The organism is Paenibacillus sp. yr247 (assembly GCF_900103825.1).
Taxonomy (GTDB): Bacteria; Bacillota; Bacilli; order Paenibacillales; family NBRC-103111; genus Paenibacillus_E.
In genome coordinates this window covers 47,668-73,459 of sequence record NZ_FNIF01000008.1, presented here as the reverse complement: position 1 = coordinate 73,459, position 25,792 = coordinate 47,668, and the positions used below count along the sequence as shown (strand labels likewise).

Annotated in this window: 32 protein-coding genes; 23 read left to right on the top strand and 9 right to left on the bottom strand. The window is 43.3% G+C overall.

Annotation, left to right across the window (positions count from 1 at the left end):
• Positions 1–185 precede the first annotated feature (185 nt).
• Positions 186–1,568 (top strand): MFS transporter, encoded by a 1,383-nt coding sequence (locus BLT91_RS16070; RefSeq protein WP_254776979.1) that lies wholly within the window; start codon positions 186–188, stop codon positions 1,566–1,568.
• Between the two features lie 70 nt (positions 1,569–1,638).
• On the opposite strand, the gene BLT91_RS16065 is transcribed toward BLT91_RS16070, so the two are convergent.
• From BLT91_RS16065 to BLT91_RS16060, 4 genes are all read right to left on the bottom strand, one after another.
• On the bottom strand, positions 1,639–2,208 hold the full coding sequence (locus BLT91_RS16065; protein ID WP_254776978.1) for a DsbA family oxidoreductase: 570 nt from the start codon (positions 2,206–2,208) through the stop codon (positions 1,639–1,641).
• Between the two features lie 71 nt (positions 2,209–2,279).
• Positions 2,280–2,417 carry a hypothetical protein gene (locus BLT91_RS31665; protein WP_175532330.1) on the bottom strand — a complete coding sequence of 46 codons (138 nt, stop codon included), beginning with the start codon at positions 2,415–2,417 and terminating at the stop codon, positions 2,280–2,282.
• Positions 2,418–2,422: 5 nt separating this feature from the next.
• Positions 2,423–2,584 carry a hypothetical protein gene (locus BLT91_RS31660; RefSeq protein ID WP_175532329.1) on the bottom strand — a complete coding sequence of 54 codons (162 nt, stop codon included), beginning with the start codon at positions 2,582–2,584 and terminating at the stop codon, positions 2,423–2,425.
• 431 nt (positions 2,585–3,015) lie between these two features.
• Entirely contained in the window at positions 3,016–3,246 is a 231-nt protein-coding gene (locus BLT91_RS16060) for a hypothetical protein (protein ID WP_090822656.1), read from the bottom strand.
• 830 nt (positions 3,247–4,076) lie between these two features.
• On the opposite strand from BLT91_RS16060, the gene BLT91_RS16050 reads away from it, so the two are divergent.
• The 10 genes from BLT91_RS16050 to BLT91_RS16005 all read left to right on the top strand — a co-directional run bounded on the left by BLT91_RS16050 (position 4,077) and on the right by BLT91_RS16005 (position 13,469).
• A complete protein-coding gene (locus BLT91_RS16050; RefSeq protein WP_175532328.1) occupies positions 4,077–4,787 on the top strand; it encodes a transposase in 711 nt (236 codons plus the stop codon).
• Between the two features lie 94 nt (positions 4,788–4,881).
• The gene (gene yidD, locus BLT91_RS16045; RefSeq protein ID WP_090822649.1) at positions 4,882–5,130 is read left to right on the top strand and encodes a membrane protein insertion efficiency factor YidD; all 249 of its coding nucleotides are present in this window, start codon (positions 4,882–4,884) and stop codon (positions 5,128–5,130) included.
• 370 nt (positions 5,131–5,500) lie between these two features.
• Complete coding sequence (metG, locus tag BLT91_RS16040; protein ID WP_090822647.1) at positions 5,501–7,498, top strand: methionine--tRNA ligase; 1,998 nt, start codon at positions 5,501–5,503, stop codon at positions 7,496–7,498.
• A gap of 117 nt (positions 7,499–7,615) precedes the next feature.
• The gene (locus BLT91_RS16035; RefSeq protein ID WP_090822645.1) at positions 7,616–8,023 is read left to right on the top strand and encodes a hypothetical protein; all 408 of its coding nucleotides are present in this window, start codon (positions 7,616–7,618) and stop codon (positions 8,021–8,023) included.
• A gap of 222 nt (positions 8,024–8,245) precedes the next feature.
• Positions 8,246–9,109: a metal ABC transporter solute-binding protein, Zn/Mn family gene (locus BLT91_RS16030; RefSeq protein WP_254776987.1), complete on the top strand. Its 864-nt coding sequence runs from the start codon at positions 8,246–8,248 to the stop codon at positions 9,107–9,109.
• A gap of 40 nt (positions 9,110–9,149) precedes the next feature.
• Positions 9,150–9,929 carry a metal ABC transporter ATP-binding protein gene (locus BLT91_RS16025; protein ID WP_090822640.1) on the top strand — a complete coding sequence of 260 codons (780 nt, stop codon included), beginning with the start codon at positions 9,150–9,152 and terminating at the stop codon, positions 9,927–9,929.
• Between the two features lie 12 nt (positions 9,930–9,941).
• On the top strand, positions 9,942–10,742 hold the full coding sequence (locus BLT91_RS16020) for a metal ABC transporter permease (protein WP_090822638.1): 801 nt from the start codon (positions 9,942–9,944) through the stop codon (positions 10,740–10,742).
• Position 10,743: 1 nt separating this feature from the next.
• The gene (locus BLT91_RS16015) at positions 10,744–11,457 is read left to right on the top strand and encodes a cytochrome c biogenesis CcdA family protein (protein ID WP_090822636.1); all 714 of its coding nucleotides are present in this window, start codon (positions 10,744–10,746) and stop codon (positions 11,455–11,457) included.
• Positions 11,458–11,970: 513 nt separating this feature from the next.
• Positions 11,971–12,396 carry a transcriptional regulator MntR gene (gene mntR / locus BLT91_RS16010; protein ID WP_090822634.1) on the top strand — a complete coding sequence of 142 codons (426 nt, stop codon included), beginning with the start codon at positions 11,971–11,973 and terminating at the stop codon, positions 12,394–12,396.
• Between the two features lie 110 nt (positions 12,397–12,506).
• On the top strand, positions 12,507–13,469 hold the full coding sequence (locus BLT91_RS16005; protein WP_090822632.1) for a patatin-like phospholipase family protein: 963 nt from the start codon (positions 12,507–12,509) through the stop codon (positions 13,467–13,469).
• Between the two features lie 11 nt (positions 13,470–13,480).
• Here BLT91_RS16005 and BLT91_RS16000 read toward each other — a convergent pair whose 3' ends face one another.
• The gene (locus BLT91_RS16000; protein ID WP_090822630.1) at positions 13,481–13,738 is read right to left on the bottom strand and encodes a hypothetical protein; all 258 of its coding nucleotides are present in this window, start codon (positions 13,736–13,738) and stop codon (positions 13,481–13,483) included.
• Complete coding sequence (locus BLT91_RS15995) at positions 13,735–14,679, bottom strand: DUF1385 domain-containing protein (RefSeq protein ID WP_090822628.1); 945 nt, start codon at positions 14,677–14,679, stop codon at positions 13,735–13,737. The genes BLT91_RS16000 and BLT91_RS15995 overlap by 4 nt, the downstream gene beginning before the upstream one ends.
• 149 nt (positions 14,680–14,828) lie before the next feature.
• Here BLT91_RS15995 and BLT91_RS15990 point away from each other — a divergent pair, with 149 nt between their 5' ends.
• From BLT91_RS15990 to BLT91_RS15970, 5 genes are all read left to right on the top strand, one after another.
• Positions 14,829–15,320: a YqhR family membrane protein gene (locus BLT91_RS15990; RefSeq protein ID WP_090822626.1), complete on the top strand. Its 492-nt coding sequence runs from the start codon at positions 14,829–14,831 to the stop codon at positions 15,318–15,320.
• A gap of 68 nt (positions 15,321–15,388) precedes the next feature.
• Complete coding sequence (gene aroQ, locus BLT91_RS15985; RefSeq protein ID WP_090822624.1) at positions 15,389–15,820, top strand: type II 3-dehydroquinate dehydratase; 432 nt, start codon at positions 15,389–15,391, stop codon at positions 15,818–15,820.
• A gap of 18 nt (positions 15,821–15,838) precedes the next feature.
• Complete coding sequence (locus tag BLT91_RS15980) at positions 15,839–16,912, top strand: M24 family metallopeptidase (RefSeq protein WP_090822622.1); 1,074 nt, start codon at positions 15,839–15,841, stop codon at positions 16,910–16,912.
• A gap of 15 nt (positions 16,913–16,927) precedes the next feature.
• Entirely contained in the window at positions 16,928–17,491 is a 564-nt protein-coding gene (gene efp, locus BLT91_RS15975; RefSeq protein ID WP_090822620.1) for an elongation factor P, read from the top strand.
• A 135-nt stretch (positions 17,492–17,626) separates the two neighbouring features.
• Positions 17,627–18,883: an aspartate kinase gene (locus BLT91_RS15970; protein WP_090822618.1), complete on the top strand. Its 1,257-nt coding sequence runs from the start codon at positions 17,627–17,629 to the stop codon at positions 18,881–18,883.
• Positions 18,884–18,891: 8 nt separating this feature from the next.
• Here the strand turns inward: BLT91_RS15970 and BLT91_RS15965 are convergent, their stop codons facing one another.
• Genes BLT91_RS15965 through BLT91_RS15955 form a run of 3 tightly spaced genes read right to left on the bottom strand, consistent with a single transcriptional unit; the run spans position 18,892 to position 20,960 of the window.
• Entirely contained in the window at positions 18,892–19,356 is a 465-nt protein-coding gene (locus BLT91_RS15965) for a DUF441 domain-containing protein (RefSeq protein ID WP_090822616.1), read from the bottom strand.
• 56 nt (positions 19,357–19,412) lie between these two features.
• Complete coding sequence (locus BLT91_RS15960; protein WP_254776977.1) at positions 19,413–20,156, bottom strand: 2-phosphosulfolactate phosphatase; 744 nt, start codon at positions 20,154–20,156, stop codon at positions 19,413–19,415.
• Complete coding sequence (locus BLT91_RS15955) at positions 20,157–20,960, bottom strand: phosphosulfolactate synthase (protein WP_090822614.1); 804 nt, start codon at positions 20,958–20,960, stop codon at positions 20,157–20,159. It lies immediately after the preceding gene.
• Positions 20,961–21,295: 335 nt separating this feature from the next.
• Between BLT91_RS15955 and BLT91_RS15950 the strand changes: the two genes are divergently transcribed.
• From BLT91_RS15950 to spoIIIAF, 7 genes are all read left to right on the top strand, one after another.
• On the top strand, positions 21,296–21,559 hold the full coding sequence (locus BLT91_RS15950; protein WP_057306427.1) for a YqhV family protein: 264 nt from the start codon (positions 21,296–21,298) through the stop codon (positions 21,557–21,559).
• Between the two features lie 72 nt (positions 21,560–21,631).
• Positions 21,632–22,615, top strand: a complete 984-nt coding sequence (spoIIIAA, locus tag BLT91_RS15945) for a stage III sporulation protein AA (protein ID WP_090822612.1) — start codon at positions 21,632–21,634, stop codon at positions 22,613–22,615.
• Between the two features lie 6 nt (positions 22,616–22,621).
• Positions 22,622–23,140, top strand: a complete 519-nt coding sequence (gene spoIIIAB / locus BLT91_RS15940) for a stage III sporulation protein SpoIIIAB (protein ID WP_090822610.1) — start codon at positions 22,622–22,624, stop codon at positions 23,138–23,140.
• Positions 23,141–23,201: 61 nt separating this feature from the next.
• Complete coding sequence (gene spoIIIAC / locus BLT91_RS15935) at positions 23,202–23,405, top strand: stage III sporulation protein AC (protein ID WP_029197158.1); 204 nt, start codon at positions 23,202–23,204, stop codon at positions 23,403–23,405.
• A 10-nt stretch (positions 23,406–23,415) separates the two neighbouring features.
• Positions 23,416–23,805 (top strand): stage III sporulation protein AD, encoded by a 390-nt coding sequence (spoIIIAD, locus tag BLT91_RS15930; protein WP_090822608.1) that lies wholly within the window; start codon positions 23,416–23,418, stop codon positions 23,803–23,805.
• 24 nt (positions 23,806–23,829) lie between these two features.
• Positions 23,830–25,029, top strand: coding sequence for a stage III sporulation protein AE (gene spoIIIAE, locus BLT91_RS15925; RefSeq protein WP_090822606.1), 1,200 nt, complete (start codon positions 23,830–23,832; stop codon positions 25,027–25,029).
• A gap of 13 nt (positions 25,030–25,042) precedes the next feature.
• Positions 25,043–25,792, top strand: coding sequence for a stage III sporulation protein AF (gene spoIIIAF / locus BLT91_RS15920; RefSeq protein WP_090822604.1), 750 nt, complete (start codon positions 25,043–25,045; stop codon positions 25,790–25,792).

Genomic DNA, 25,792 nt, shown 5'->3' with positions numbered 1-25,792 from the left:
ATAAGTGCCATTCCATTCATCTATTATCTTATATCTTGAAAAAAGAAGAAAGATATCCCTTGACAGTCTTAACTATAACATTTATTATTACAGTTAATTGTAATGGAAATTTTTACAGTTCCAGTCTGTAGCAGAACTTCTTATGATAAGATGGCTGGAGACATAGAAAGATCGAGGTGGAGACCATGCAACATGTTGCTACTGCAACAGACATGACACAAGAGAAGGTTATAGATGCCAAGAAGGCTGTGCCATGGATTATTTTTCTTATTTTTTTCGCCGTGCTGAACGAAACGGTTTTCAACGTTTCTACACCCGAAATCGCCAAGCAATACGCGATTACACCGACTGGCGTGAGTTGGGTACTTACAACGTTTATTATTTTTTTCGGGATTGGGTCTGTCATTTATGGCCGCTTATCCGATATTTACAGCTTAAAAAACCTGATTGTTGCAGGAATCGTCATCTATAGTGCTGGTTCCGCACTAGGCTTTCTTCTTCAGGCTTGGTATCCGGCGGTTATTTTTGCCCGCGCAGTTCAAGGGGCTGGCGCATCAGCCATTCCAGCCTTAGTCATGGTCGTCGTTGCACGTTACTTTTCTCCTTCGGATCGAGGTAAAGTATTCGGGCTGTTAACATCCACCGTCTCATTTGCCATTGCGGTAGGTCCCGTTGTGGGCGGATTTATCTCGGCAACCTTTCATTGGACTTATTTGTTTATCATTCCGTTATTCACACTCATATCCATTCCTTTTTTCAGACAGATTTTACCGGAAGAGAAACGCAAAGAAGGCAGTGTTGACATTCTGGGCGCGGTACTCGTTGCTTTTTCCGTTGCCGGTATCACCGTATATTTATCCTTCCCTCATTGGTACTATTTGGTCGCGAGTGTGGTCTTATTCATTTGGTTTGTTGCTCATATTCGCCGAGCCAAAGAACCATTTATAGAACCTGCCTTGTTTCGTAATCGGCTGCTGCGTGGCGGTTTGATCGTTGGTTTTCTCATTTTCTGCACGGTGATGGGTATCATGTTCGTTATTCCTCTGATGCTGGCGACAGTAAATGACTTAAGTACGAGCACGATTGGTCTCATTCTGTTCCCAGGTGCCATTAGTGCCGTAGTATTTGGTACGATAGGCGGTAATTTAGCTGACAAAAAAGGAAATAACTTCGTAGTGTACATTGGAATGGGGCTTCTATTTGTAAGCCTCGCGGCTATTGCCCTAACAGTAGGTCAATCCCCTTGGCTTATTTCAGCGGCATTGCTTCCCACTTATGTTGGATTTTCCTTTATTCAGACTGCTTTAGCTAACCGTGTTTCATTAACATTGGAATTACATGAGACGGGTGTGGGGATGGGACTGTTCAACCTCATTAGCTTTATCTCTGGTGCGGTAGGAACAGCACTTGTTGCCAAACTTTTAGATGGCGGCATCATGGAGTTCTATACGAATCCGGTATTGAAAACCCTTAAAGCTGTGCCGTATAGCAATCTTCTCCTTATCTTTGCCGCTATAGTGGTTATCAGTGGAGTAGTTTATAAGCAAATTTTCGGTAAAAAGGTCTAAACAGTTTAATCGTGCATAAAACAAAACCCGACTACTCTTCATCCGAAGAGAAAGTCGGGTTTTGTCATTTTTAAGCTTCTTCGCTCGGTTGTTCCTCACTAATTTGCTGAAGGGCTTGGAGGAAAGTATCTGAAGACTGAGCGACGGTTAGTGCATATTTACGATTGATTACGAAAAAGGGGACTCCGGTAACACCGGCTTGTCTGGCGAATTCAAGATCATCTTCGACCTGCTCTAACCCTTCTTTTGTGCTCAAAAGAGTGGATGTTTGCTCCCGATTCATGCCTAGCTGTTCAGCAATATCCAGCAAAACATCTAAATGCCCAATATCTTTTCCCTCTTCGAAATAAGCTTTAAACAAGTCGTCAACAAGATCCTTTTTGTACTCATCCGGTGCGATAGCTATGAGTTGATGAGCATTTAATGTATTCGGCATCTTCTCAATTTTGGAGAAATCGAAAAGTAAGCCTGACGCTTGACCTTTAATGGGTGTTGAGGGGTCGAGTTGGTAAGCGCGATAGTGAATTTCAACAGGTTCGGATGTGAAATTGGCTAACGCATCAGTTAAATTCTTTTTACCGATACGGCACCAAGGGCAGACGATATCTTGAAATATTTCTATAAGGTGTGAGTCCAACAAGTTTACGAAAGCTCGCCACAGAGTGGCCTGCATCTCGGAAGCCAACTTGCTCAACCACTCCTTAAATGTTCTTATGCAGTTGATTCAGCAGCATCTACTTCGATTTGCTTTGCCGCAACATAATTAAAAAAGGAGTAAGGCAAGAGTCCTAAGGCATCCTGGAACAACGTATTCATATATCTAGGCATCACCTCTAGAATCCCTGCCATATCTTCTAGTAACGCCCATATTTTTTCCCTTCCAAAGCGAATTCGCCGTCACCAGCAAAAGTTTGCAGCCCATGATAATATGGAAATCCCTGAGGTCTATCTAACTTTTCCTGATCCTCATGGTGACCAATACTTTTAATTTGAAACTGTTGCGCTGTTGAAGGCATTACGATCCTGTTCCTTTTTGTAATATAAGGGTGCAAGAATATTATATTTTAAGCTGAACAATAATCCAATAATGTAATTTTTCTTATATTAATCATAAATTCAAAGGGACAAAGAGGTCATAAATGAAGATCTGCGAATTGGTAATTTATGCAAAGACAAAGAAATCATTGCGCCAATAGCCCCTGCTCCTGGTGTAGAAATTTCACAAAGAACCAAAAATAAGGAATCGTATCTATTTATTCTGATTCATAATGCTCAGAAGGCTAATGTAGAACTTTGAGGCTTTCGAGCTATAGATTTGTTAACAGGGCAGCTTGTAGCCAATTCCGTCACACTTCCAGCGAAAGGTGTTCTCTTTCTAGTGGAAAATATAACATAATCATAAAAATAACCTCGGTCGTATTTCAAAAGAATAGAGGTTTTTTGTATTTTAGGTAAAAATTTCACCTATAGCGATTTGCCTAAGCGCAACAGGCTTATTGCATGAAAAAAAGATGCCGACAACTTCCGCAGAGTGGATGTAGTCGAATTCGCCGTCAAATAAAACGATGGCAAAGATAACCGCGGCACGCTTCAAGCCGAAGTAATACTGATCTGCTTCCCAGAGGGCTCTCAATACGACACATTCGCTGTATCCCTTTAAGAACTCGACTACGCGCAAACCTCCATCATGCAGTAACGCAACTGCACCATTATCAACGTAACCAACAAAACCAACAAAACCAATAAAACCATCAAACCATCAAACCATCAAACCATCAAACCATAATCATGACCACAAACCTGAAACCATCCAAGTCCAATTCTCTTAAACCTCAGTACAATCATAAATTACATTTGTTTTCCCGATCCCATACCCTCAAGTGCAAATTCTGTTATATCTACAAAGATTAAAACAATCAATTACACTAAGCAAAGCTAAATTATATTCTCAAACGATATCATCCAAATTACTCGAACCTCCAGAACATGGAGAACCATAACTAACTCGGCTACTAGAATTACCAGGATTACCAGAATTACCAGAGCTTCCCGAACTGCCCGAACTGCTTGAACTACCCGAACTATCAGAGCTACGAGAGCTACGAGAGCTACAAGAGCTACGTAAACTACGAGAACTGCCCGAACTGCCAGAACTGCCGAACTACGTAAACTACGAGAACTGTCAGAACTGCCAGAACTGCCAGAACTCCCAGAGCTGCCAGAACTGCCCAAATTCCCCAACTTATTCATAGATCTTCTGCAAACCAAAATTCATTTTCATTACCGATGATTTTAATGACGCTTTTTGTATATGTCGCAGAATCTCGTTTAACCAAGATCCTGTCTTCCCCATAAAACTATGCACGAAAAATATAATTTGCAGATAAAACAGAATCTAATAAATTACTTAGATTCTATGAGAAAATTGATTTAAAAGCACTTCACATGGAACACATGTTTGATATAATATCAATAAGAACAAACGTTTGTTTTTTTGGGGGTGAGGACATGGATCTACAAATTATGGATGTTCAGTCGTATAGATTTCAGACAGAAGAGGATTGCGAGAAATTCTTGATGGAATTGCGCTGGTCAAATGGGTTTTGTTGTCCTCGTTGTGATTATCACGAAGCTTTCACTATCCGAACTCGTAGATTATTAGAATGCAAGGATTGCAGAATGCAGGTCTCTATAACTGCTGGGACGATTATGCACAAATCCAAGCTCTCTCTACTTCATTGGTTCCGAGCTATCCAACTTCTCATTCAAGAAGGGAAAGATTATACAGCTAGTTCTCTATCTCAAATCCTTCAAATTAATTATAGAAGCGCACAATTGTTGCTGAAGAAAATTCATTTTGCACATTTGTTTAAAGAAAATAGACTTAATTTATTTCAAAAAGCAAGAAATTCAGTATCTCCTGATTTTAAAGACCATACTAATCAGGAAACTGTTGAGGGAACACCACAAAGCAATAAAATCAAAACCTTCCCCAAAGAGTGGGATCTATGCTCATACCTAGAGTCTAAGATAAATAGACTGAATTCCAAATTGACGATACGAAGTATTTTACCAAACGATTACCAGAAATATGTTTATAATAAGAATCGATCCCGATTTGTGAACGTTAGTTCGGAATCGTTTGATAATTGGATCAAGACGTTTATTTCGGTCCAATTATATCCTACTTTTCTTAAGTGTTTTCAACTTCCTTTCTAAGAACGACAACATGAATTGACCCAGTCCCTTTTTTCAGGCATTATGGAGGAGTAACATGTTCTGAAAAACTAAGGATTTTGGGAGAGAGGCTATTATGAGAAGGACTTTACAAGTTCCTATTCATTTCTATCGGAAGTTTATATCGCCGTTGAAGCCTCCTACTTGCCGATTCTATCCCACTTGTTCGCAATATGCTTTAGAAGCTATTGAAGTTCACGGTGCGTTGAAGGGTTCATGGCTATCAATGAAACGGATTTGTAAATGCCATCCTTTTCATCCAGGTGGTATTGATTATGTACCAGCACGATCGGAGAATTTAACGCATAACGATCAGTCTGCTTGACATGTAGCTCTTCTTTTCGATATATTTGCCTTGAGATGTTATATATGGTTTCGATGAACGGATAAGTACAAACGGAGTCCTATAAACAGAGAGCCGGGTCAGGTGAAAGCCGGTATAGGAGTAAGTTTGGAAGATGGTCCCGGAGAATAGGCCTTCGAGCTGCCCAGATTGCGTTTGTGAAGCAAACATGCAAGCGTGGGAGTAAGCTGGCTTCGTGTCCCAGCGTTAATGGGCAAGTCGTTATAGACTTACTGAGCCCCGAGCTTGTGAAAGGCGGGGGAACCTGGGTGGTACCGCGTGAGTTCAGCTCTCGTCCCAAGATGGATGAGGGCTTTTTGTGTTTTTTACTATTTGCTAGGAGGAACGAATGATGTCTACACCATCGAAAACATTTTACATTACAACGCCGATTTATTATCCAAGTGACAAGCTGCATATTGGTCACGCCTACTCGACGGTAGCCGGTGATGCAATGGCCCGCTACAAAAGGCTGCGCGGCTTTGATGTAAGGTATTTAACAGGTACCGATGAACATGGGCAAAAGATTGAACGTAAGGCACAGGAGAAAGGAACGACACCACAGCAATTCGTAGATGAGATTGTTTCAGGGATTAAAGAACTATGGGGCAAGTTGGATATTTCCTACGATGATTTCATTCGAACAACTGAGGTTCGTCATAAGGATGCCGTTGGAAAGATTTTTCAAAGATTACTTGATCAAGGGGATATTTATCTAGGCGAGTATGAGGGTTGGTATTGTATTCCGGATGAATCCTTTTTCCCGGAGAACAAGTTGGTAGATGGGAATTGTCCGGATTGCGGGCGACCTGTGGAGAAAATGAAGGAGCAAACGTATTTCTTCCGGATGAGCAAGTATGCAGACCGCTTAGTGCAGTACTATGAGGAAAATCCAGATTTTATCCACCCTGAGTCGCGTAAAAATGAAATGCTGAACAACTTCATTAAACCAGGTCTTGAAGATTTGGCTGTATCTAGAACGACGTTTGACTGGGGAATCAAGGTTCCAGGGGATCCAAAACATGTGATTTACGTCTGGATCGATGCCCTATCTAACTACATTACCGCGCTTGGCTATGGTTCGGACGATGAAAGCAAATTTAAGAAGTATTGGCCTGCTGATGTGCATCTAATGAGTAAGGAAATTGTTCGTTTCCATACGATATATTGGCCAATTATGTTGATGGCTCTAGATTTGCCGCTCCCGAAAAAAGTATTTGCACATGGTTGGTTGCTCATGAAAGACGGTAAGATGTCGAAGTCCAAAGGGAATGTTGTTGATCCTGTTACGCTGATCGATCGTTATGGATTAGATGCGCTGCGATATTATCTGATGCGTGAGGTGCCTTTTGGGGCTGACGGTACGTTCACGCCGGAAAGTTTTGTTGAGCGAGTAAATCATGACCTCGCTAATGATTTGGGGAATCTATTGAACCGTACTATTGTGATGATCGATAAGTACTTTGCAGGGAAGATTCCCGCTTATATAGAGGGAGCTACTGAATTTGACGAAAGTCTCCTGGAGACTGTCCGATCTACGGTAGCGAAGTACGAAGAGGCGATGGAAAAGATGGAATTCTCCATCGCACTTTCAGCCGTATGGCAGCTCATTAGCCGTACGAATAAATATATTGATGAGACACAGCCGTGGTCGATGGTGAAGGATGAGGCCAAGCGCGAAACACTTGGCTCCGTGATGTATGTGCTGGCTGAGTCCCAGCGCATTTCATCCGTGCTGCTGCGTCCGTTTTTGACAAAGACGCCGCAACTGATCTGGCAGCAGCTCGGCTTAGCTGCCGAAGACCTCCAACGCTTGACCGCGTGGGAAAGCGTGCAATCCTTCGGGCATCTCCCTATTGGCATTAAAGTGCAAAAGGGAGAGCCTATGTTTCCAAGACTGGACGTGGAGGCAGAAGTCGCCTACATCGTCCAGGCCATGGGAGGCGGCGCTGCATCTAGCGCCGACGAAGGAAAAACGGCAGCACCTGCAGCTGCTGCCACCACCGCAGCCGCGCCGGAACCGAAGGACGAAATCGCGATTGACGATTTCGCTAAGGTGGAGCTGCGAGTAGCGCAAGTGCTGTCTGCGGAGCCTGTGAAAGGCGCCGATAAGCTTCTAAAGCTGCAGCTCGACCTTGGGTACGAGCAGCGCCAGGTTGTTTCGGGCATCGCGAAGTTTTACTCGCCCGAAGAGCTTGCTGGACGCAAAGTGATTTGCGTCACGAACTTGAAGCCGGTCAAGCTGCGCGGCGAGCTGTCGCAAGGGATGATTCTCGCCGCTTCACACGGCGATCAGTTGACGCTAGCCACTGTACCGGACTTGATGCCGAATGGTTCTATTGTGAAATAGAGGTAAACCAACAAAAAACACCCCATCCCTTATATTTCAGGTATGGGGTGTTTGAGTTGGTATTTGTTTTAATACGAGTGGGGCAACCTAAGGGAAACTAACCACGGAGTGAGACAGATGAGTATACGATTTATTTTAAAATTAGTCAGTATATCAGTTATGGTATTTCTTCTGGCGGCTTGTACGCTATTCGGTGGAGACTCGTCTAAGAAGAAGGATGACGCCAAGAAAGATACAGAATCCAAAGCACAAAGTACGAAGGGAAAAGAAAGTATCATCAATCAAGAGTTGAAAAAGCAATATGAGATGTACAATGAGATTATTCAACATAAGATGGAGCAGGATCAAAAGCTTATTAAGCAGTCGGAAGAACGTTATAAGAAGTTAAAAGAGGAAAGTGAGAAACCATCGGATACCAAAAAAGACGGCGGAACCAGTAAAAAGAATACAAGCACCTCGGATGGGGATGGTTCTGATAGTTCAGGGGATCAAGGAGATAACGCTGATCAATCGAAATCGAAATAAACGGACAGAAAACAATTCATTGTTAAAAGTGGGGCCATGCTGGGAAATTCACAGTTGGCTTTTTTATTTACACTATCAAATGTATTGACTTCGGGTATGGGTACTCGTATAATCAATTCGTTAATAAAAATTATTACGATTTAGAATATGGGCGGAGTGATTTTGATGATACGAAATAAGAGGTTCCTTTACATAGTCGTTTTGGCTATTTTCACCGTTGTTATGGCTGGTTGTGGAAATGCTCCAAGTTCAAATGCGAAGTTGGTTCAAGGCAAAGTCAATGTGGTTACCAGTTTTTATCCTCTTTATGAATTTACCCGCAACATTGGCGGGGAGTATGTGAATACCATTAATTTAGTCCCAGCAGGAGTGGAACCGCATGATTGGTCGCCAAAGAGCAGGGACATCAAAAATATGACACAAGCTCAAGTATTTGTGTATCAAGGAGCTGGGTTTGAGGGTTGGGTGAAAGACTTCCTTGGAAGTCTGCCAATAGATTCAACATTAAAGGTAGTAGAGGCCAGCAAAGGGGCAGACTTAATAAAAACGACGGAAAATAAGGAAGAATTTGATCCTCACGCGTGGTTAAGCCCGTTAAACGCTGTGAAAATGGCTAATAATATTAAAATAGCGCTAATTAGTGCAGATCCTGCCCACAAGGATGTTTTTGAACAAAATTATACGAATTATGCAGCGAAATTGGTTGATTTAGATGCTCGTTACAAAAAAGAACTCGCTCAAACTTCGAAGAAAGAAATTGCTGTTTCCCATCAGGCTTTTTCCTATTTATGTAGAGATTATGGCTTAACACAATTGTCGATTATGGGATTATCACCGGATGCTGAGCCCACAGCTCAGGATCTGAAGAAAATGAATGAATACATCAAAGATCATGGTTTGAAATATATTTTCTTTGAAGAGCTTGTATCGGATAAGTTGGCAAAAACATTGGCCAAAGATGCTAAAGTGGATACAATGGTGCTTAACCCAATTGAGGGATTGACGGATGAGCAAGTGAAGGCTGGTGAAAATTATATTTCGATTATGGACAAAAATTTGAAAAACTTAGTTATTGCCTTACAATAAGGAAGAATAGTTCCATTCCTATGGAGTCAGGAGTTAGAAAATGGAGAATAGCAATAAAGAGTTTTGCCATCAGAGTGTCGTATCTATTGATAATATTTCTTTCTCCTATGAAAATAAGAAAGTCATTGAGAAGCTTCGTTTTGATGTGCTTGAACGGGATTTTGTTGGTGTCATTGGTTCAAACGGGGCTGGGAAAACAACGCTGCTCAAAATGCTTGTCGGTCTGTTGAAGCCGACCGATGGCGAAATCAGGTTATTTGACCGACCGCTGAGCCAATTCAAAGATTGGGAACGTATCGGCTATGTTCCCCAAAAGAATGCGTTCAACCCCTTATTCCCTGCGACTGTACGTGAAATTGTGCTATCGGGGTTGTATAGCAAGAAACAGGTCTATCGTCGGTTATCGAAGGCCGACCGTCAAAAGGCCGAAGACGCGATGCTCGCTATGCGCATCGAGGACTTGGCTGACCGACGCATCGGTCAACTGTCGGGGGGACAGCAGCAGCGCGCTTTCCTCGCGCGCGCGATTGTGAACAACCCGGAGCTGCTCATTCTGGATGAGCCGACGGTTGGCATCGATGCTGAAACTCAGGTCGGATTTTTTCGGATGATCCGTCATATGCACCAGCATCATCATATGACCTTCATCATGGTATCCCATGATATGGACATGATGCAGTCTTACCTAGGTACAGAGCCGCAGCGGGTAAGTGGCGGCATTAAGTTTTATGTGAAACATACCCATGATCCCGAGGATTGCCGTGAGACGAATTTGACACACTCGCTCGGCCAGATTCGTGAGATGATCGGAGTTCAGTAAGGAGCGGGCGTTTTGGACATATTCACGGAATACTTTTTTCAACGTGCATTATTGGGTGGCATACTGATTGGGCTTACGGCGCCTTTAATGGGCGTTTTTCTTGTCCTTCGGAGGTTGTCGATGATTGGGGACACACTTGCGCATGTTTCAATTGCAGGTGTAGCGCTTGGATTTCTCATTAACGTGTATCCATTGGGCGTCGGACTCGTCTTTGCTTTGCTGGCATCTTTCGCAATTGAGCGGCTGCGTAAAGCCTACAAAACCTACGCGGAGCTCTCTATTGCTATTATTATGTCAGGGGGCGTTGCGCTTGCAACTCTTCTTTTTACACTTGGCAAAGGCTTTAACATGAACGTTATGAGTTATTTGTTCGGTAGTATTTACACGCTGGATTCAACAGATTTGTGGGTTGTTTTGGGTGTTTGTGTACTTGTAATCGGCGTAATAGCATCACATTTTAAAGAGTTTTTTCTCATGTTTTTCGATGAGGATGCAGCGAGTGTTAGTGGACTTCCCCTCAAATATTATAATATGATGATTACGATGCTTACTGCGCTTGTTATTTCAGTAGCTATCAAAATTGTAGGAGCACTGCTTGTTTCATCTCTATTAACCATACCTGTCGCATGTAGTTTGTTAATCGCGCGCAGCTTTAAGCACTCGGTCTTTTTAGCGATCCTATTTTCAGAAATTGCTGTTATTATTGGACTTGTCGTAGCGGGAGTTTGGGATCTTGCACCGGGTGGAACTGTTGTTTTAACACTCATAGCGATGCTGATCGGGATTATTCTAAAAAGAGGATTGAGGTTTTAACGTGGACTCTGTTAATTTATGGATCGCCTTATGGGCGGGAATTGCTTCTTTCATATCACCATGCTGTTTGCCATTATATCCTTCTTACCTATCCTACATAACGGGAATTTCAGTTAGTGAATTGAAATCAGGGGAACCTTCTTCTCAGGTTAGACGCCAGACGATGCTTCATACATTAAGTTTTATCGTTGGGTTTTCGATCATCTTTTATGCATTAGGGTTGACGGCGGGCTTCCTCGGCAATTTTTTCATCGATTATCGTGATTTGCTTCGGCAGATAGCTGCTTTATTAATTTTTATTATGGGTTTGTTTCTACTTGGTATATTTCAGCCGCAGTGGTTAATGAAGGAAAGAAAATTGCAGATCAAATTTCGTCCCGCGGGTTATATTGGCTCTGTTCTAGTGGGTATGGGGTTTGCTGCAGGTTGGTCCCCTTGTGTAGGGCCGATTCTGTCGGCTATCCTAGCATTGGCTACGACGGAGCCAGGTACTTGGTTCCAATTAACGACCGCTTATTCACTAGGCTTCGCGATTCCATTCTTCGTTCTTTCCTTTTTTATCGGTACAACCAAATGGATTTTACGCTATTCCAACCTCATTATGAAAATAGGAGGGGGTCTGATGGTCGTGATTGCTGTTTTGCTCTATACAGGTAAAATGACGCAAATCACGCTTTGGCTAAACACCATAACCCCTGATTGGTTGAAGTTTTAAGATCAATAGTTTTAAAAGTAAGTTTACGTAAATGCTCGATATCGTTTTTCGATGATATTTGGCTGTTCTCGTGAATCGATGCTAAATCATTTCAAATGTTAAATTTGCGTAATGAAACCAAGTGGATAGCCGAATTTGTCTACTTTACCTGCTGCCACGAATCGAGTGATCTCGGGTTTTCGCTCCTCAATGTACAGTTTGGCGGCTTCGTCTCAAAGCCTTGCTGTTTGGCCCATTCATAAGTATGTTGTCCCTTAGGCTAGTTCATCGCATCAGGTTCGAAATAAACAAGTTCTGGTACGAAAACAGTCGTACTTGGCACGGGTCTGGGGAGTAATTTCGTAGACATGTGAGACTCGTTTAAGCATCTCGCGATCGTATTCGTTCCTGTTCATTAGTGGGCCGGGGACCTGACTTGATGAACCATGGGATATTTGACCGCATCTGGGTTGATGCATTATGATAGGTAAGCAATGGACAGGAAATAAAGGATAAGCAGGGGGAAATAAAGCAATGGCTACACCAAGCATGGAAGATTATCTGGAGAGAATATATAAGCTTATTGACGAGAAAGGTTACGCTCGTGTCTCCGACATTGCTGAAGGGCTTGAGGTGCACCCCTCTTCCGTGACTAAAATGATACAAAAGCTGGACAAAGATAATTATTTGATCTACGAGAAATACCGCGGACTCATGTTAACACCAAAAGGGAAGAAAATGGGCAAGCGTTTAGTAGACCGTCATCAACTTCTGGAAAATTTTTTAACGACAATTGGTGTCCAAGAGGACAATATATATAAGGATGTTGAAGGGATTGAGCATCATCTAAGCTGGGATTCCATTACTTGTATTGAAACGTTGTTGGAATATTTCCGAAGGGAACCGAGCCGAATGGATGAACTCATGAATGTTCGTAAAGATTTAGAAGCTGATAACTAGGCAGAGGCCGCAATTCGCGGTGCTCTGTCTTTTTTATGGGTATATAACCAAACTGCTTCTGCATACATAACAAAGTAAGCCCTAAGTTCCATTCTGGGAGGTGTGTCGAATTGCAAATAAACGGTGTTTTCGAGGGTGGGGGCGTAAAGGGGATTGCACTGGCGGGTGGAGTAAGTGCGGCCATGAAACAGGGGCATGTCTTCCATCAAGTCGCAGGTACAAGCTCAGGATCCATCGTAGCGGCTCTTTTGGCCGCAGGCTATACAGGAGAAGAGATGAAAGAATTAATCCTGAGAGCACCTTTCAGGTCGTTTTTGCAGCGCTCACCTATTTTTAATACCAAAATCATTGGTCCAGCAGCGCGGCTGCTTATCAAAAAGGGCTTGTACTCCGGAGAAGCGCTTGAGTTTTGGGTAAATCAACAGTTAACTGCGAAGGGTATTCGTACATTCGGTGACTTGAAACCCAAACAGCTGCGCATCATTGCATCAGATATTACACAGGGTAAGCTTCTTATATTACCTGATGATATTGAGCAATATGGGATTGATCCGCGCAAATTCTCTATCGCCAAAGCTGTGCGGATGAGCACAAGCATTCCATATTTCTTTGATCCCGTCATGATTCGGCGCAAAATAAAAAGCTCTGCAAAGGCAACGCCTTTCACAGAGCAATTTTATTATATTGTAGACGGAGGGTTGTTAAGCAACTATCCCCTATGGGTGTTCGATCGTGAAACAGATCGCGATGATATCATACCTGTTATTGGTTTCCAATTAGTTGGTAAAAGTGAAACCCCCACACATAAAATTAAAGGACCGATTACCATGTTGGAAGCACTATTTGGAACGATGCTCAGCGCTCATGATGAGCGTTACATTGAACAAAAGAACCGGTTCCGAACAGTCAAAATCCCTACATTAGGTGTGGGAAATACGCAATTTAACTTATCAAAGGAATTGAGTATCTCGCTTTACGAATCAGGGTTCAAGGCTTCCAATGACTATTTCAACAACTGGTCCGCTGAAGCCTATGAACAGAACTATGAAAAGTACGTACTGCGAATTAATTAAAACTAAGCGGTTTAATGATATTTCGGGAAATCATCTGATTCGGACTCTTTCGTCCCGTTGATGACACGAAATTTTGCGTTTTTCCTTTTTCCTTTGGCAGGACCCCGACCAATCGAAGTCTTTTTCCAACGAGAAGGCGGGAATTTATAAAGAAGAAAGATAATCCCTAACACGAGAATAGGAATGAATAAAGTTCGCAAACTTACTAGCAAACCAATCGCAATCAAAATCGAAATGGCGACCTCGATCGGGGAAAATTTTCTTCTCATGCCCGTCCCTCCAAAATTCGTTGTTCCGCTTCACGCATGCGGTTGAATGAGGCGATGGACACCTCAACCTGACTGTCCTCAGGTTCTTTGGTTGTAAGCAGTTGAAGCCAAAGTCCAGGATAACCTAAGTAACGAAGGACAGGAACCTCTCGAAGCGAATTGGTGAATCGTAATACCTCATAGGAAACACCAATAACAACAGGAAGTAACAATAAACGCTGCAGGATACGCTCGACATATCCATCGTAGTGTAGGAAAGAGTAAATAACTACACCAATCAAAACTGTGAATACGATGAAGCTGCTGCCGCAACGGTAATGAAGCGTGTTGAATTTCTGTACATTGCTAACCGTAAGCTCTACACCTGCTTCATAAGCGCTAATGACTTTATGTTCAGCTCCGTGATATTGAAAAAGTCTGCGAATCATAGGTGTTAGGGATATGAAATAAATATATCCAACAAGCAAGATGATCTTGATAACACCTTCTATAAGATTATGAAGAAATTGATTGCTAAATACATTTTGAAACAAAAACTGTTCAATGACAGCTGGGACCAAAGTGAACACGAATTTCCCGAAAAGGAACGAAATTACACCCACAACAGCCACACCAAGGATCATCGAGATATTAGAAAAGAAGCCTGATTTCTCTTCTTTCTTGGTACTGTTGTTGTCCTCACCTTCTTGTTCAGCGAAGGATTCAGCCGAAAAGTTCAGATGCTGCGCGCCTTTAGCGCTTGATTCTATGATCCCCACAATACCGCGAACGAACGGAATTTTCTTGAGCGTTTGGACCCAAGGAATCACTTTCTTCGGTACTTCTAAGTAATCAAGGGAACCATCTTTTTTGCGCACGGCGGTTACATGCACATTTTTTCCTGCGAACATGACGCCTTCAATGACGGCTTGTCCTCCGTATATACTGTTTTGTTCTGCCATGAGATCCACCTTCTTATCTTTCTCAAATTCGGTTTTTGTACTTTCTTATTGTAACGGATTCACAGGCTGAATGCTACCGATAACGGTAGAACATACTATTCTTACCTGAGAAAACATTTGAAGCATTTGTAGAGAAAGGATGAGAACGGATGATAAAGGAGAAGAACGAAGGGAAACTCAAAACAAATCGGTGGCTTTTTGTCCTTTACATCGGTTTTTTCGCTGGATTTATATGGGGAGCATTTAAAATTGTTGAGCAGTATTTGAAATTCACCAAAATTGTGATTGGTTTTCTTGTGGAGCCTTTTTTCAAACATGATTTTCTTCTGACTTGGCAAGGAACGCTTATTGGTTGGGGCTTCTTTACCTTATTTTCAATAGTTGCAGCTTTCATTTATATGGTTTTCATGTGGAAACTACAGGGTCCTTGGTGGGGGCTGGGATACGGAGCATTTTGGTGGGCTGCGATATATTTATTCATTGGTCCTTTAGCGGGGATGACTTACTGGATAAATAATCTAGATGTAGATACCATTATAAGCGACTTTTGTTTGTTCCTGTTATGGGGGATGTTTATTGGATATTCTATTTCGATTGAGTACACGAATATAAGAACGAGACAACCTATACACAAGACATGAAAGTTATGGTAAAATATCAAAGGTTAAATAGGTTGTTATAGTCTGCTTCACTGGGGAGTGATTTCCTGTTGAAAAAGGTTCTAGTTATAAACGGCCCCAACTTAAATATGCTGGGCGTACGTGAACCTGGCGTGTACGGAACGGCTTCACTTTCAGTCATTATTCAAGGTTTAATTGAATTAGCTGAGGTTCTGTCAATTGAGATCGAGAGCTTTCAATCGAATCATGAAGGTCAAATTATTGATAAAATTCATGAAGCTTTCGGCACGAAGGATGGCATTCTCATTAATCCTGGCGCGTTTACGCATTACAGCTATGCGATTCGCGATGCGCTGTCTACGGTTCAATTACCTACCGTTGAAGTTCATCTTTCGAATATTCATAAACGTGAAGAATTTCGCCATCACTCGGTTACCGCACCGGTCGTTATCGGTCAAATTTGCGGATTCGGCGCACAAAGCTATGAACTTGGTTTAAGAGCTTTACTATCCCATATGTAAGAAAGATTGGTGATTTGGATGCAGGAGAAACGTATTGAACGTCTTCGCAAGGTTATGCAGGAGCAAAATTTACCAGCACTACTCATAACGAACGCATATAACCGTACATATGTATCTGGTTTCACTGGTTCTTCCGGCTATGTACTTATAACGTTAGACCGTGCCTTATTATTAACTGATTTCCGTTATATGACACAAGCGCCTCAGCAAGCTAAGCTTTTTGAAGTTGTTGAGCACAAGGCTAAAGCAATTGAAACCGTGAAGGAACTCTTGCAGCAGCAAGGGATTACGAAGCTTGGTTTCGAGCAAGTTGATGTTACCTATGGCGACTTCCTGAACTTCAAAGAAGGATTGCCTGGTATCGAACTCGTACCAACGGCTCGCGTTGTTGAGTTGATTCGAATGATCAAAGATGAGGCTGAATTACAGATTATGCAGGAAGCAGCAGATCTGGCTGACCAAACGTTCTCACACATCCTGTCTTACATCAAGCCAGGCATAAAAGAGAAGGACATTGCGCTTGAGATTGAGATGTTTATCCGCAAAAATGGCGGGACTTCTACATCGTTTGAATCGATCGTTGCTTCTGGAGAACGATCTGCGCTTCCTCATGGCAAAGCAAGCGATCGCGTGCTACAATTAAACGAATTTGTCAAATTGGATTTTGGAGCGTATTATAAAGGGTATTGCTCTGATATTACTAGGACAGTTATGCTAGGTATGCCTACAGACAAGCATAAAGAAATTTATGACATTGTGCTGGAAGCTCAATTGAATTGTTTAGCAAACCTCAAACCTGGTATTACGGGCAGAGAAGGCGATGCTTTTGCAAGAGACGTAATTGTGAAGCATGGCTATGGCGATTACTTCGGTCACGGGACCGGACATGGTTTAGGCATGGAGGTCCATGAATCTCCGCGCTTGTCGAAAACCGAAGAAATGATTTTAAAACCAGGTATGGTGGTTACAGTTGAACCCGGCATTTATCTCCCTGACTTTGGTGGAGTTCGAATTGAGGACGATGTAGTAATTACTGACACCGGAATTAAAATACTTACACATTCTACCAAAGATTTTCTTATTATTGACTAGCGGAGGGATTTACAAGTGATATCAGTTAACGATTTTAAAACAGGTCTTACGATTACAGTTGAGCACGACATTTTTACCGTTTTGGATTTCCAACATGTTAAACCAGGTAAAGGTGCTGCATTCGTACGCTCCAAGCTTAAAAACCTGCGTAACGGGAATACGGTTGAACGTACATTCCGTGCTGGTGAGAACGTTGGCCGCGCACACATCGATAACCGCGAAATGCAATACCTGTATGCTAGCGGTGACGAATATACGTTCATGGATACAGAAACGTTTGATCAGTTCGCTCTTTCACACGAGCAGCTGAAATGGGAATTGAACTTCCTGAAAGAAAACATGAACATCAAGATTTTGAGTTACCAAGGCGAAATTCTGGGGATCAACCTGCCGAAAAGCGTGGATTTGAAGGTTGTTGAAACAGAGCCGGGAATCAAAGGCAACACAGCACAAGGCGCTCTCAAAAGTGCTAAAGTAGAAACAGGACTTATCGTTCAGGTTCCACTTTTCATCAATGAAGGCGACGTTCTTACGGTTGATACCGAAGATGGCAGATACATTTCCCGTGCCCAGTCTTAAATAGGACAAGTCTCTCTGACTCCAACGAGTCAGGGAGTTTTTTTATATACACCGTGTATTTCTTACCACTGGGTTTCGTTTTATGCTATAATATTGAATTGTTATGCACTAGTATGCGTTAGGAGTGGGTCAGCTTTGTCTCTTATAGTGATGAAATTTGGCGGAAGCTCTGTCGGTGATGCGGAGCGAATGAAGCGTGTTGCAAAAAGAATCGTAGAGCGAAAACAAGCAGGACATAGCTGTGTTGTTGTCGTATCGGCGATGGGAGATACAACGGATGATTTGATCGACCTGTCTAAGCAAATATATGATGGAGCCCCACCGGCTCGTGAAATGGATATGCTGTTAACGACAGGAGAGCAGGTTTCTGTCGCACTCTTATCGATGGCGATACATAATTTAGGAGAGCAGGCGGTTTCTTACACCGGTTGGCAAAGTGGTATTTACACCGAACCTGTGCATGGGAAGGCGAGAATTACGGATATTCAGCCTGAGCGCGTTCTAAATGCTATAGAGCAAGGAAATGTTGTCATTGTTGCCGGGTTCCAAGGGATGTCGGAAGCTGGTGAAATCACCACGCTTGGTCGCGGCGGATCGGATACGACGGCTGTTGCGCTTGCTGCAGCTATTAAAGCAGATCTGTGTGAGATTTATACGGATGTAGACGGTATTTACACGACAGATCCACGCATCGTGAAAGTAGCGAGAAAACTAAATGAGATTTCGTATGATGAGATGCTGGAGCTTGCTAATTTAGGGGCTGCTGTACTTCATCCGAGAGCCGTTGAATATGCCAAGAACTATAACGTTACTTTAGTGGTGCGTTCTAGCTTTACTTACAATGAAGGTACCAACGTGAAGGAGGAAGCAGTGATGGAGCAAGGAATCGTCGTTCGAGGCATCGCTTATGATAAGAATGTGGCAAGAATTAGTATTCTGGGTGTACCTGAGAAACCGGGTCAGCTGGCCAAAGTATTTATTTCGCTTGCCGAAGTGCAAATAGATGTAGACATTATCGTACAAAGCGGTGTTATCAACGGTTCGGCTGATTTCTCTTTCACAACGACTCTTGCAGATCGTGAAAAAGCATTAGACGTGATTGAACAAATTCGTCTTGACATCGGTTACCGTGAAGTGACTTCCGAAGTGGACCTTGTGAAAGTGTCAATTGTCGGTGCTGGCATGGTAAGTACACCAGGTGTTGCTGCAACGATGTTCAAAGTGATTTCAGATTTGGGTATCTCAATCTCATTAGTGAGTACATCTGAAATTAAAATGTCCTGCGTTATTGATAACTCGAACCTAACAGAAGTTATCCGTGCCCTGCACACAGCTTACGGCTTGGACGCTTTGGAGCAAGCATTTGTTGGTGGACCTGAAAATCGCAGATAATCAGAATCTTAACTTATTTTATCCGAAATAAAATATGCCAGCTTTAATAAGAAAGCCGTAATTCCGGCTGCCATTAAGGGGCCAACCGGAATTCCGCGCATAAATATAATGCCAAAAATAGAACCTATCACAAGACCCACAATTAATTGTGGGTCTATTTTTAGCAGTTCCAATCCTTTTCCATTCATATAAGTAGCAATAGCTCCGCCAAGAAGTGCGATAACTCCTGGCCAAGTCGTAAATACCGACAGGATATCCTTTAAGGAAATTCGCTCGCTGGCAAAGGGGACCAGCACCCCAATCGTCAGAAAAAGCAGCCCGAGTTCCAGTCCTCTGCGTTCCATTGTGGGAAAATAACGATCTAACCCAATGAGTTTAATAGCAAGCAAAATACAAGCAGCCGTTGTAATGATTGGAGATCGGCCAATGAGTCCAATAATAATGAGAATAACTAAGAGTAAATCGCCATTCATAATCAAAACCCCTCGCCCTCATAACTTCCATCTTAGTTTATGAGAGGGGCTTGTATTTAGAACGTAGGGCGAGGTAGACAGCGATGCAGCAGAACCATTTGGTCTCCTTCCAGGACAGGAACTTGATCTGTAATATTCGGTTTTGCACACCAAACGATATCAGCTTGGAAACCTAACTTAGTCATTTTTTTTCCATTGCAGCAAGTAAGAAGCGTCTCATACAAGGAATCCTTTGTTTTCAAGTAACATCCTCGCATAGCTAGACCAAAGTCATTGATAACGACATTTTTCTCGCCTATTTCTAAAGCTATTTCCTCAAGGATAAGACCTGCACAGAGGCCATCTTCCAATGAGAAAACATCCTGCGTACCAGCACATACAATCACAGTGTCTCGTTTGAAATCAATCGCTGCCTTTGCACAGGCTCTACTATTTAAAAGAGCGCCTGCTAACACTTGATCGGCTTTCATCGCTTTCTGAATGCCTCTTGTTCCGTTCGTGGTTGTGAGGATAATCCGCTTACCCTGAACAGCTTCTCTTGTGTATTCCAGTGGCGAATTACCGAAATCGAAGCCGGGAATCTTCTTGCAAAACCGCTCCCCTCCAAGCAGATCATCCTCATGATATAGTTCTTTGGCTTTCAGAACAGTTTCCACAGGAACAATGGCTTTGCAACCGTTTATCAGTGCGGTGATGATCGTGCTGGTTGCACGAAGAACATCAACGACAATGACGGTTTTATGAAGAAAATCGTCACTTCTAGCTTCGCCGATGTTGGCGACAACCTCGATATGCATCATTTAATCCTTTCTGGTACCTAAGGACAACGTATCGGAACGGAGCCCTCTCCGCAATGCTTCTAAGGCAATTAACTCATCCGGTGAAATATTGCCCAAGTGGATATCCGGTCCTAGCATGCTAATTAAATGCACCTGTTGACTTTTGAGCGGTGCTTCCCATAAGAGCTGATGCCCAGCTATGGCGGAAAGCACCTTTTGCAGTTCCTCGTCCTTACATTTCCCGTAATTATCAAAAATACCTACGCCCATGCCCGATTCCCGAGCTTCAATGGTAACCAAGTTTGCTCCTAATTGTGTGTCGATCATAACGGTTTCAATTAATTCCTCCAATTCAATCGATGATCCCCAGCCTTTTTTACCATATTCGGTTACGACCTCTAAACCCTCATCCAACCCTCTTCGAATAAGCTCATTTCTAAGCTTGCGTTCCATATCGATGGTCCCGTTGGAAATTTCAACACCATTAAATCCAAACGCAATGATCATATCAAAAAAGGAATCTACCGCATGCTGCGTAATGGCAACCTCAAGAAAGGTGCCTCCTGGGTAAATGCAAATCCCGCTTTCTTTTGCCGAGTTAATTTTACTTTTAAGCACATGCTGCGGATATAGTGGTGAAGTGCCAAAGCCAATTTTGATCATATCCAAATGGCTACTTGACGTGCTGAGTAAATCTTGAAATGCGTTCATGCCTAAACCTTTATCCATCACCATCGTTTTGCCCAGCGTTCTTGGTTTGGCCTGCCTTTGTCCTGTGGGGTCGACAAGAACGGGGTTCCAATTCAAATAAGAGGTCACTTCCATCGGTAATTCTCCTCACTGTCCTTTGTAGGATCAATTATGTGACAGCATATGCATCTTGATAAATGGTGGTGCCCAGCATGCCTAAAATCAGACGAGCTTGCATAAGGTAGGGTAAAAAGCATTGACCCTACCTTATGCGTTCTGTCGAATAAACGGTCGCTCCGCGAATTTATAAAAACCTCCAGGACTCCATTGTAAAGCTGTTCCTTTTATTGGATTAAGTCGGTAGGAACAGCTTTACAAAAGTCGCTCTTCAGGCCTTTTATAAATCCGCTCCGCTAAATATTCGACGACACATAGAGCTCAAACATTTTTACGAGGAGGAGTAGAAAGAAATGAACAAAATTGTCCTAACGATGGCATCGCTGAGGATGATGTCGGGGAGCATTGAGATTATCGCCGCCATTGTAATGCTGAGACTGGCGACGGTGGAGAAAGCGCTGCTAGTGAACTCTGGTTTGGCTCTAGTAGGTCCTCTAGTACTACTAGCAACGACTACGATTGGATTAGTAGGCATTGCAGAGAAACTATCATATGGCAAAATGCTCTGGGTGATTGCGGGAGTAAGCTGTCTCTTTATAGGCATTTTAAAAAAGTAATCGGTCATATTTCTTTCTATTAAGCATAGAAATGAGTATAGAAGACTGGACAACTTGGAGGGATGTCTCCTTATGCTGGATACAATAATGCACTTGCTCCCTCAGACTTTCCGATTTTTGTTAGCCGAACTGCCGCCGGACGTACAAGCTAGCGTCGAGGAAATAAGGGTGAGAGAGTCGCGTCCCTTTGAAATTAGCTGGGGTGATCGATATGCTTTTCTCGATGAACAAGGTCAGATGGTGACTCAAGAGGCGAAGGCATATAAGCCATCCCGGCAGGATTGCCTTACGCTGCTGGAGATGCTTACGAATCATTCCTTGTACACCTTCGAGGAAGAGCTGCGAAGAGGCTATATTACGATTGCCGGCGGCCATCGAGTGGGACTAGCAGGGCGTACGGTATTGGATCAGGGTCATGTCAGACAAATACGTGACGTAAGTTCGTTTAACATTAGGATCGCTCGTGAGATTCAAGGGGTCGGCCAAGAGGTATTACCGTATTTATTCGATCCTCCCCAGAGAAGTATCCATCATACGCTCATCATATCACCGCCGCAGCAAGGGAAAACAACGCTAATCCGCGATCTGGCCAGACTAATCAGCCGAGGGGAATGGGGAGTGAATAACCTTACGACAGCCGGTAAGAAAGTGGGGGTGGTGGATGAACGATCGGAATTGGCCGCATGTGTCAAAGGGGTGCCACGATTCGATTTGGGGCCACGTACTGACGTTATGGATGGTTGTCCGAAGGCGGAAGGTATGATGATGATGATTCGTTCGTTATCACCAGATGTCCTTGTAGTTGATGAGATTGGGCGTCCAGAAGATGCACAAGCGATCCATGAGGCTGTTCACACTGGGATACGCGTCGTGGCAACCGCGCATGGTGCTAACTATGAAGATGTGCGCATGAGGCCTGTTCTGAAGCAGCTTTTGGAAGAGGGTGTGTTTACGAGGTATGTCATCCTGCATCGGACAAAAGGTGCGCCGGCTTCATTTCGCATTTTGGATCGTCAAGGCAAGCAGTTGGAACTGTATCCTGCGCTTAAAGGATGATGAAGGATGCTGAAGTTTGTTGGAGGGGTTCTTATTATTGGTGCCGCTACATTGTTTGGCTTCCTAAAGGCTGCTCACTATGTAAGGCGTCCCAAGCAAATCCGAGGTCTTATCAGTGCTTTAGGACGCATGGAGACTGAAATTACTTACGCCCTTACACCGCTGCCTGAAGCTTTCTCTTCCCTCAGCAAGCAAGTCGCTGAACCACTTGCTTCCTTATTTCGATTAACTTCAGAGCGATTATTGACTAGTGATGGTACATCCACCCGTGAGATTTGGCAAAAGAGTGTAAATGATGTATGGACAAGAACTTCAATGAAGCAAGCGGAGCAAGATGTAGTCCTACAGCTGGGATCCGTTCTTGGATTGACAGATCGAAGTGATCAGATCAAACATTTACGGCTCGCTATTAGCCAACTTCAGACGGAAGAAATCGAGTCAAGGGAAGATCAGCGGCGCTACGAGAAAATGTGGAAAAGCCTTGGAGTCTTAATAGGAGCATTGATCGTGATTTTGATGTATTAAGGGTAGCAGGGGACTTGTAACGCGAAGCAACGTTCCTTGTCAACAGAGTGAGGTGCCTGGAATGAACGTAGATGTGAATGCCATTTTCCAGATCGCCGGCATCGGTATCATCATCGCGATGATCCATTCGGTGCTCAAGCAGATGGGCAAAGAGGATATGGCACACTGGGTCACGGTCATTGGCTTCGTGGTCGTACTCTTTATGGTCGTCAGTATGCTCGATCATTTATTTAAAGAAATCAAAACAATCTTCCTATTCCAATGAGGTGGGCCTTATGGAAATCATCCAGATTGTAGGCCTAGGGCTCATTGTTACGATATTAACCCTCATCATCAAAGAGCAGAAGCCCATGTTTGCTTTCTTGTTGGCAGCATTTACGGGCATCATGATTTTCTTGTTCCTGATCGGTAAAATCTCCACGGTCATCCAGGTACTCGAGGATTTAGCTCAAAAATCCAGTATCAATATGGTTTTTCTCAAAACGATTCTAAAAATTATTGGCGTTGCGTACATTGCTGAGTTCGGTGCACAAATCGTTCGAGATGCCGGACAAGAATCCATTGCATCCAAGATTGAACTCTCTGGAAAAGTGCTCATTATGGTGATGGCTATTCCGATCATTACCGTCATCATCGAGACCGTTGTTAAGCTGCTCCCTGCTTAGATGATTCATATAGGAGTGACAGGTATGAACCTACTTTATTCGCACCAGAAGCTGAACAACCGTTGGATCATTTTGTTCATCATGACGATGGGCCTGTGGTTAGGAATGACGAGCTCCTTGGCCGCTGAGTCGCCTACGGATGCCATTATCAAGGAGCAGGCTAGCCATTTGAACACGGAACCTGTCGAGCAATATTGGGATAAGCTCATGAAGGATTACGGCGGTTTCTTTCCTGAAAGTAAGACGCCAACCTTCATGGAACTGCTTCTTGGGACGAAGGGAATTAGCCTGAAGAACATTTTCAAAGGACTGCTAAGCTATTTGTTCCATGAAATCATTATTAACGGAAAGCTGCTGGCTTCAATTGTTATTCTAACCATTTTCAGTATGATACTCGAGACATTGCAGAGCTCCTTTGAGAGAAATACCGTAAGTAAGCTCGGGTATTCGATCACCTATATGGTTATGATCATCATTGCAATCAACAGCTTCAGCATAGCCATCGGTTATGCCAAGACAGCCATTTCATCCATGATTCAATTCATGATTGCCATTGTTCCATTACTTTTAACACTGCTAGCTTCAATGGGCAATGTTACATCTGTAGCGATTCTGCATCCACTGATTGTGTTCATGATCCATTCGGTTGGCACAGCGATTTATGTGTTTATATTCCCGTTATTGTTCTTTTCGGCTGTTCTTCATATTGTCAGCTCGCTTAGCGAGAAGTACAAGGTCACACAGCTGGCAAACCTGCTGCGTACGATAAGTCTTAGCATGCTCGGAGTATTCGTCACCGTTTTTCTCGGTGTTATTTCGATTCAAGGGACTGCTGGAGCAGTTAGAGACGGCGTAGCGATTCGAACTGCAAAGTACATCACCGGTAATTTCGTTCCTGTTGTGGGGCGGTTATTCTCGGATGCCACCGAGACAGTCATTGGGGCATCGCTGCTTGTGAAAAATGCCATTGGACTCGTAGGGGTTGTCATTCTTATCATGTTGTGTGCTTTCCCGGCTATCAAAATATTAACGTTAGCTTTCATTTATAACTTATCCGCAGCGATCATGCAGCCCTTGGGAGATAGCCCGATTATTGCTTGTTTGCAAACGATTGGTAAGAGCTTGGTTTATGTTTTTGCGGCTCTTGCAGCCGTCAGCTTAATGTTCTTTCTAGCCTTAACGATCATGATAACCATCAGTAATGTTTCGGTGATGATGCGGTGAAAGGAGCGTAGGTATGACTTGGTTAGCTGGATGGCTGAAAACCGTCATCATGGTCATTATGCTTGCCACATTCGTTGATCTTCTGCTTCCCAGCAACACCATGCAGCGATATGTCAAAACGGTCATGAGTTTATTCATTTTGCTTACGCTTTTATCACCCGTTATGCAGTTGTTTCAGAAGGACTGGAATATCGATCAATTGATCGGTCAAGCGGAGAAACAGCAGAGTGAGAAGACAATGCTTGCAAGCGGCCGTGAAGGCAATCAACTCATGAAATCGCTAGAAGTGATCACGAAGGATGCTCAGAAGCTTCAAGCAGAAGGCCAAAAACAATCACAGCAAATGATTCAAACACAGTTGGCTGGTCTGATGAAAGAGGATTTACTGAAGCAAACGGAGTTGGTCATCAAAGACGTTCAGGTACAAGCACAAATTGACAATAACGGGCAACCCATCATTACGAAAGTCAGGGTAACCCTTGATGATATAGAGGCGAAGAATCAGGCACAACCCTCTGGAGTCTCCAAAAGCATTGCTGCCATGGAGCCAGTCAAGCCCATTGATCCGATAAGGATCGAGCCAGCAACAAAGCTGCAAGGAAGTAACGCAATTGACAAAGAAGTAGCTGCTTTGCCTAAGTTATCGGCTCGAATGGAACAAGAGGTTGAACGGCTCAAGCAAGGAATTAAACGTGATTGGTTAGTGGAGCCCGCAAAGATTAATATCCAATTTGAACAACAGAATGGAAGGATTGCGAGGTGA

Excerpts from the sequence above, each read along its gene's own strand:
- BLT91_RS16070 (WP_254776979.1), top strand. The coding sequence starts at position 186 with ATGCAACATGTTGCTACTGCAACAGACATGACACAAGAGAAGGTTATA.
- BLT91_RS31665 (WP_175532330.1), bottom strand. The coding sequence starts at position 2,417 with ATGGCAGGGATTCTAGAGGTGATGCCTAGATATATGAATACGTTGTTC.
- BLT91_RS31660 (WP_175532329.1), bottom strand. The coding sequence starts at position 2,584 with ATGCCTTCAACAGCGCAACAGTTTCAAATTAAAAGTATTGGTCACCAT.
- BLT91_RS16050 (WP_175532328.1), top strand. The coding sequence starts at position 4,077 with ATGGATCTACAAATTATGGATGTTCAGTCGTATAGATTTCAGACAGAA.
- yidD (WP_090822649.1), top strand. The coding sequence starts at position 4,882 with ATGAGAAGGACTTTACAAGTTCCTATTCATTTCTATCGGAAGTTTATA.
- metG (WP_090822647.1), top strand. The coding sequence starts at position 5,501 with ATGTCTACACCATCGAAAACATTTTACATTACAACGCCGATTTATTAT.
- BLT91_RS16035 (WP_090822645.1), top strand. The coding sequence starts at position 7,616 with ATGAGTATACGATTTATTTTAAAATTAGTCAGTATATCAGTTATGGTA.
- BLT91_RS16030 (WP_254776987.1), top strand. The coding sequence starts at position 8,246 with ATGGCTGGTTGTGGAAATGCTCCAAGTTCAAATGCGAAGTTGGTTCAA.
- BLT91_RS16025 (WP_090822640.1), top strand. The coding sequence starts at position 9,150 with ATGGAGAATAGCAATAAAGAGTTTTGCCATCAGAGTGTCGTATCTATT.
- mntR (WP_090822634.1), top strand. The coding sequence starts at position 11,971 with ATGGCTACACCAAGCATGGAAGATTATCTGGAGAGAATATATAAGCTT.
- BLT91_RS16000 (WP_090822630.1), bottom strand. The coding sequence starts at position 13,738 with ATGAGAAGAAAATTTTCCCCGATCGAGGTCGCCATTTCGATTTTGATT.
- BLT91_RS15995 (WP_090822628.1), bottom strand. The coding sequence starts at position 14,679 with ATGGCAGAACAAAACAGTATATACGGAGGACAAGCCGTCATTGAAGGC.
- BLT91_RS15990 (WP_090822626.1), top strand. The coding sequence starts at position 14,829 with ATGATAAAGGAGAAGAACGAAGGGAAACTCAAAACAAATCGGTGGCTT.
- BLT91_RS15980 (WP_090822622.1), top strand. The coding sequence starts at position 15,839 with ATGCAGGAGAAACGTATTGAACGTCTTCGCAAGGTTATGCAGGAGCAA.
- BLT91_RS15965 (WP_090822616.1), bottom strand. The coding sequence starts at position 19,356 with ATGAATGGCGATTTACTCTTAGTTATTCTCATTATTATTGGACTCATT.
- BLT91_RS15960 (WP_254776977.1), bottom strand. The coding sequence starts at position 20,156 with ATGATGCATATCGAGGTTGTCGCCAACATCGGCGAAGCTAGAAGTGAC.
- BLT91_RS15955 (WP_090822614.1), bottom strand. The coding sequence starts at position 20,960 with ATGGAAGTGACCTCTTATTTGAATTGGAACCCCGTTCTTGTCGACCCC.
- BLT91_RS15950 (WP_057306427.1), top strand. The coding sequence starts at position 21,296 with ATGAACAAAATTGTCCTAACGATGGCATCGCTGAGGATGATGTCGGGG.
- spoIIIAA (WP_090822612.1), top strand. The coding sequence starts at position 21,632 with ATGCTGGATACAATAATGCACTTGCTCCCTCAGACTTTCCGATTTTTG.
- spoIIIAB (WP_090822610.1), top strand. The coding sequence starts at position 22,622 with ATGCTGAAGTTTGTTGGAGGGGTTCTTATTATTGGTGCCGCTACATTG.
- spoIIIAC (WP_029197158.1), top strand. The coding sequence starts at position 23,202 with ATGAACGTAGATGTGAATGCCATTTTCCAGATCGCCGGCATCGGTATC.
- spoIIIAD (WP_090822608.1), top strand. The coding sequence starts at position 23,416 with ATGGAAATCATCCAGATTGTAGGCCTAGGGCTCATTGTTACGATATTA.
- spoIIIAE (WP_090822606.1), top strand. The coding sequence starts at position 23,830 with ATGAACCTACTTTATTCGCACCAGAAGCTGAACAACCGTTGGATCATT.
- spoIIIAF (WP_090822604.1), top strand. The coding sequence starts at position 25,043 with ATGACTTGGTTAGCTGGATGGCTGAAAACCGTCATCATGGTCATTATG.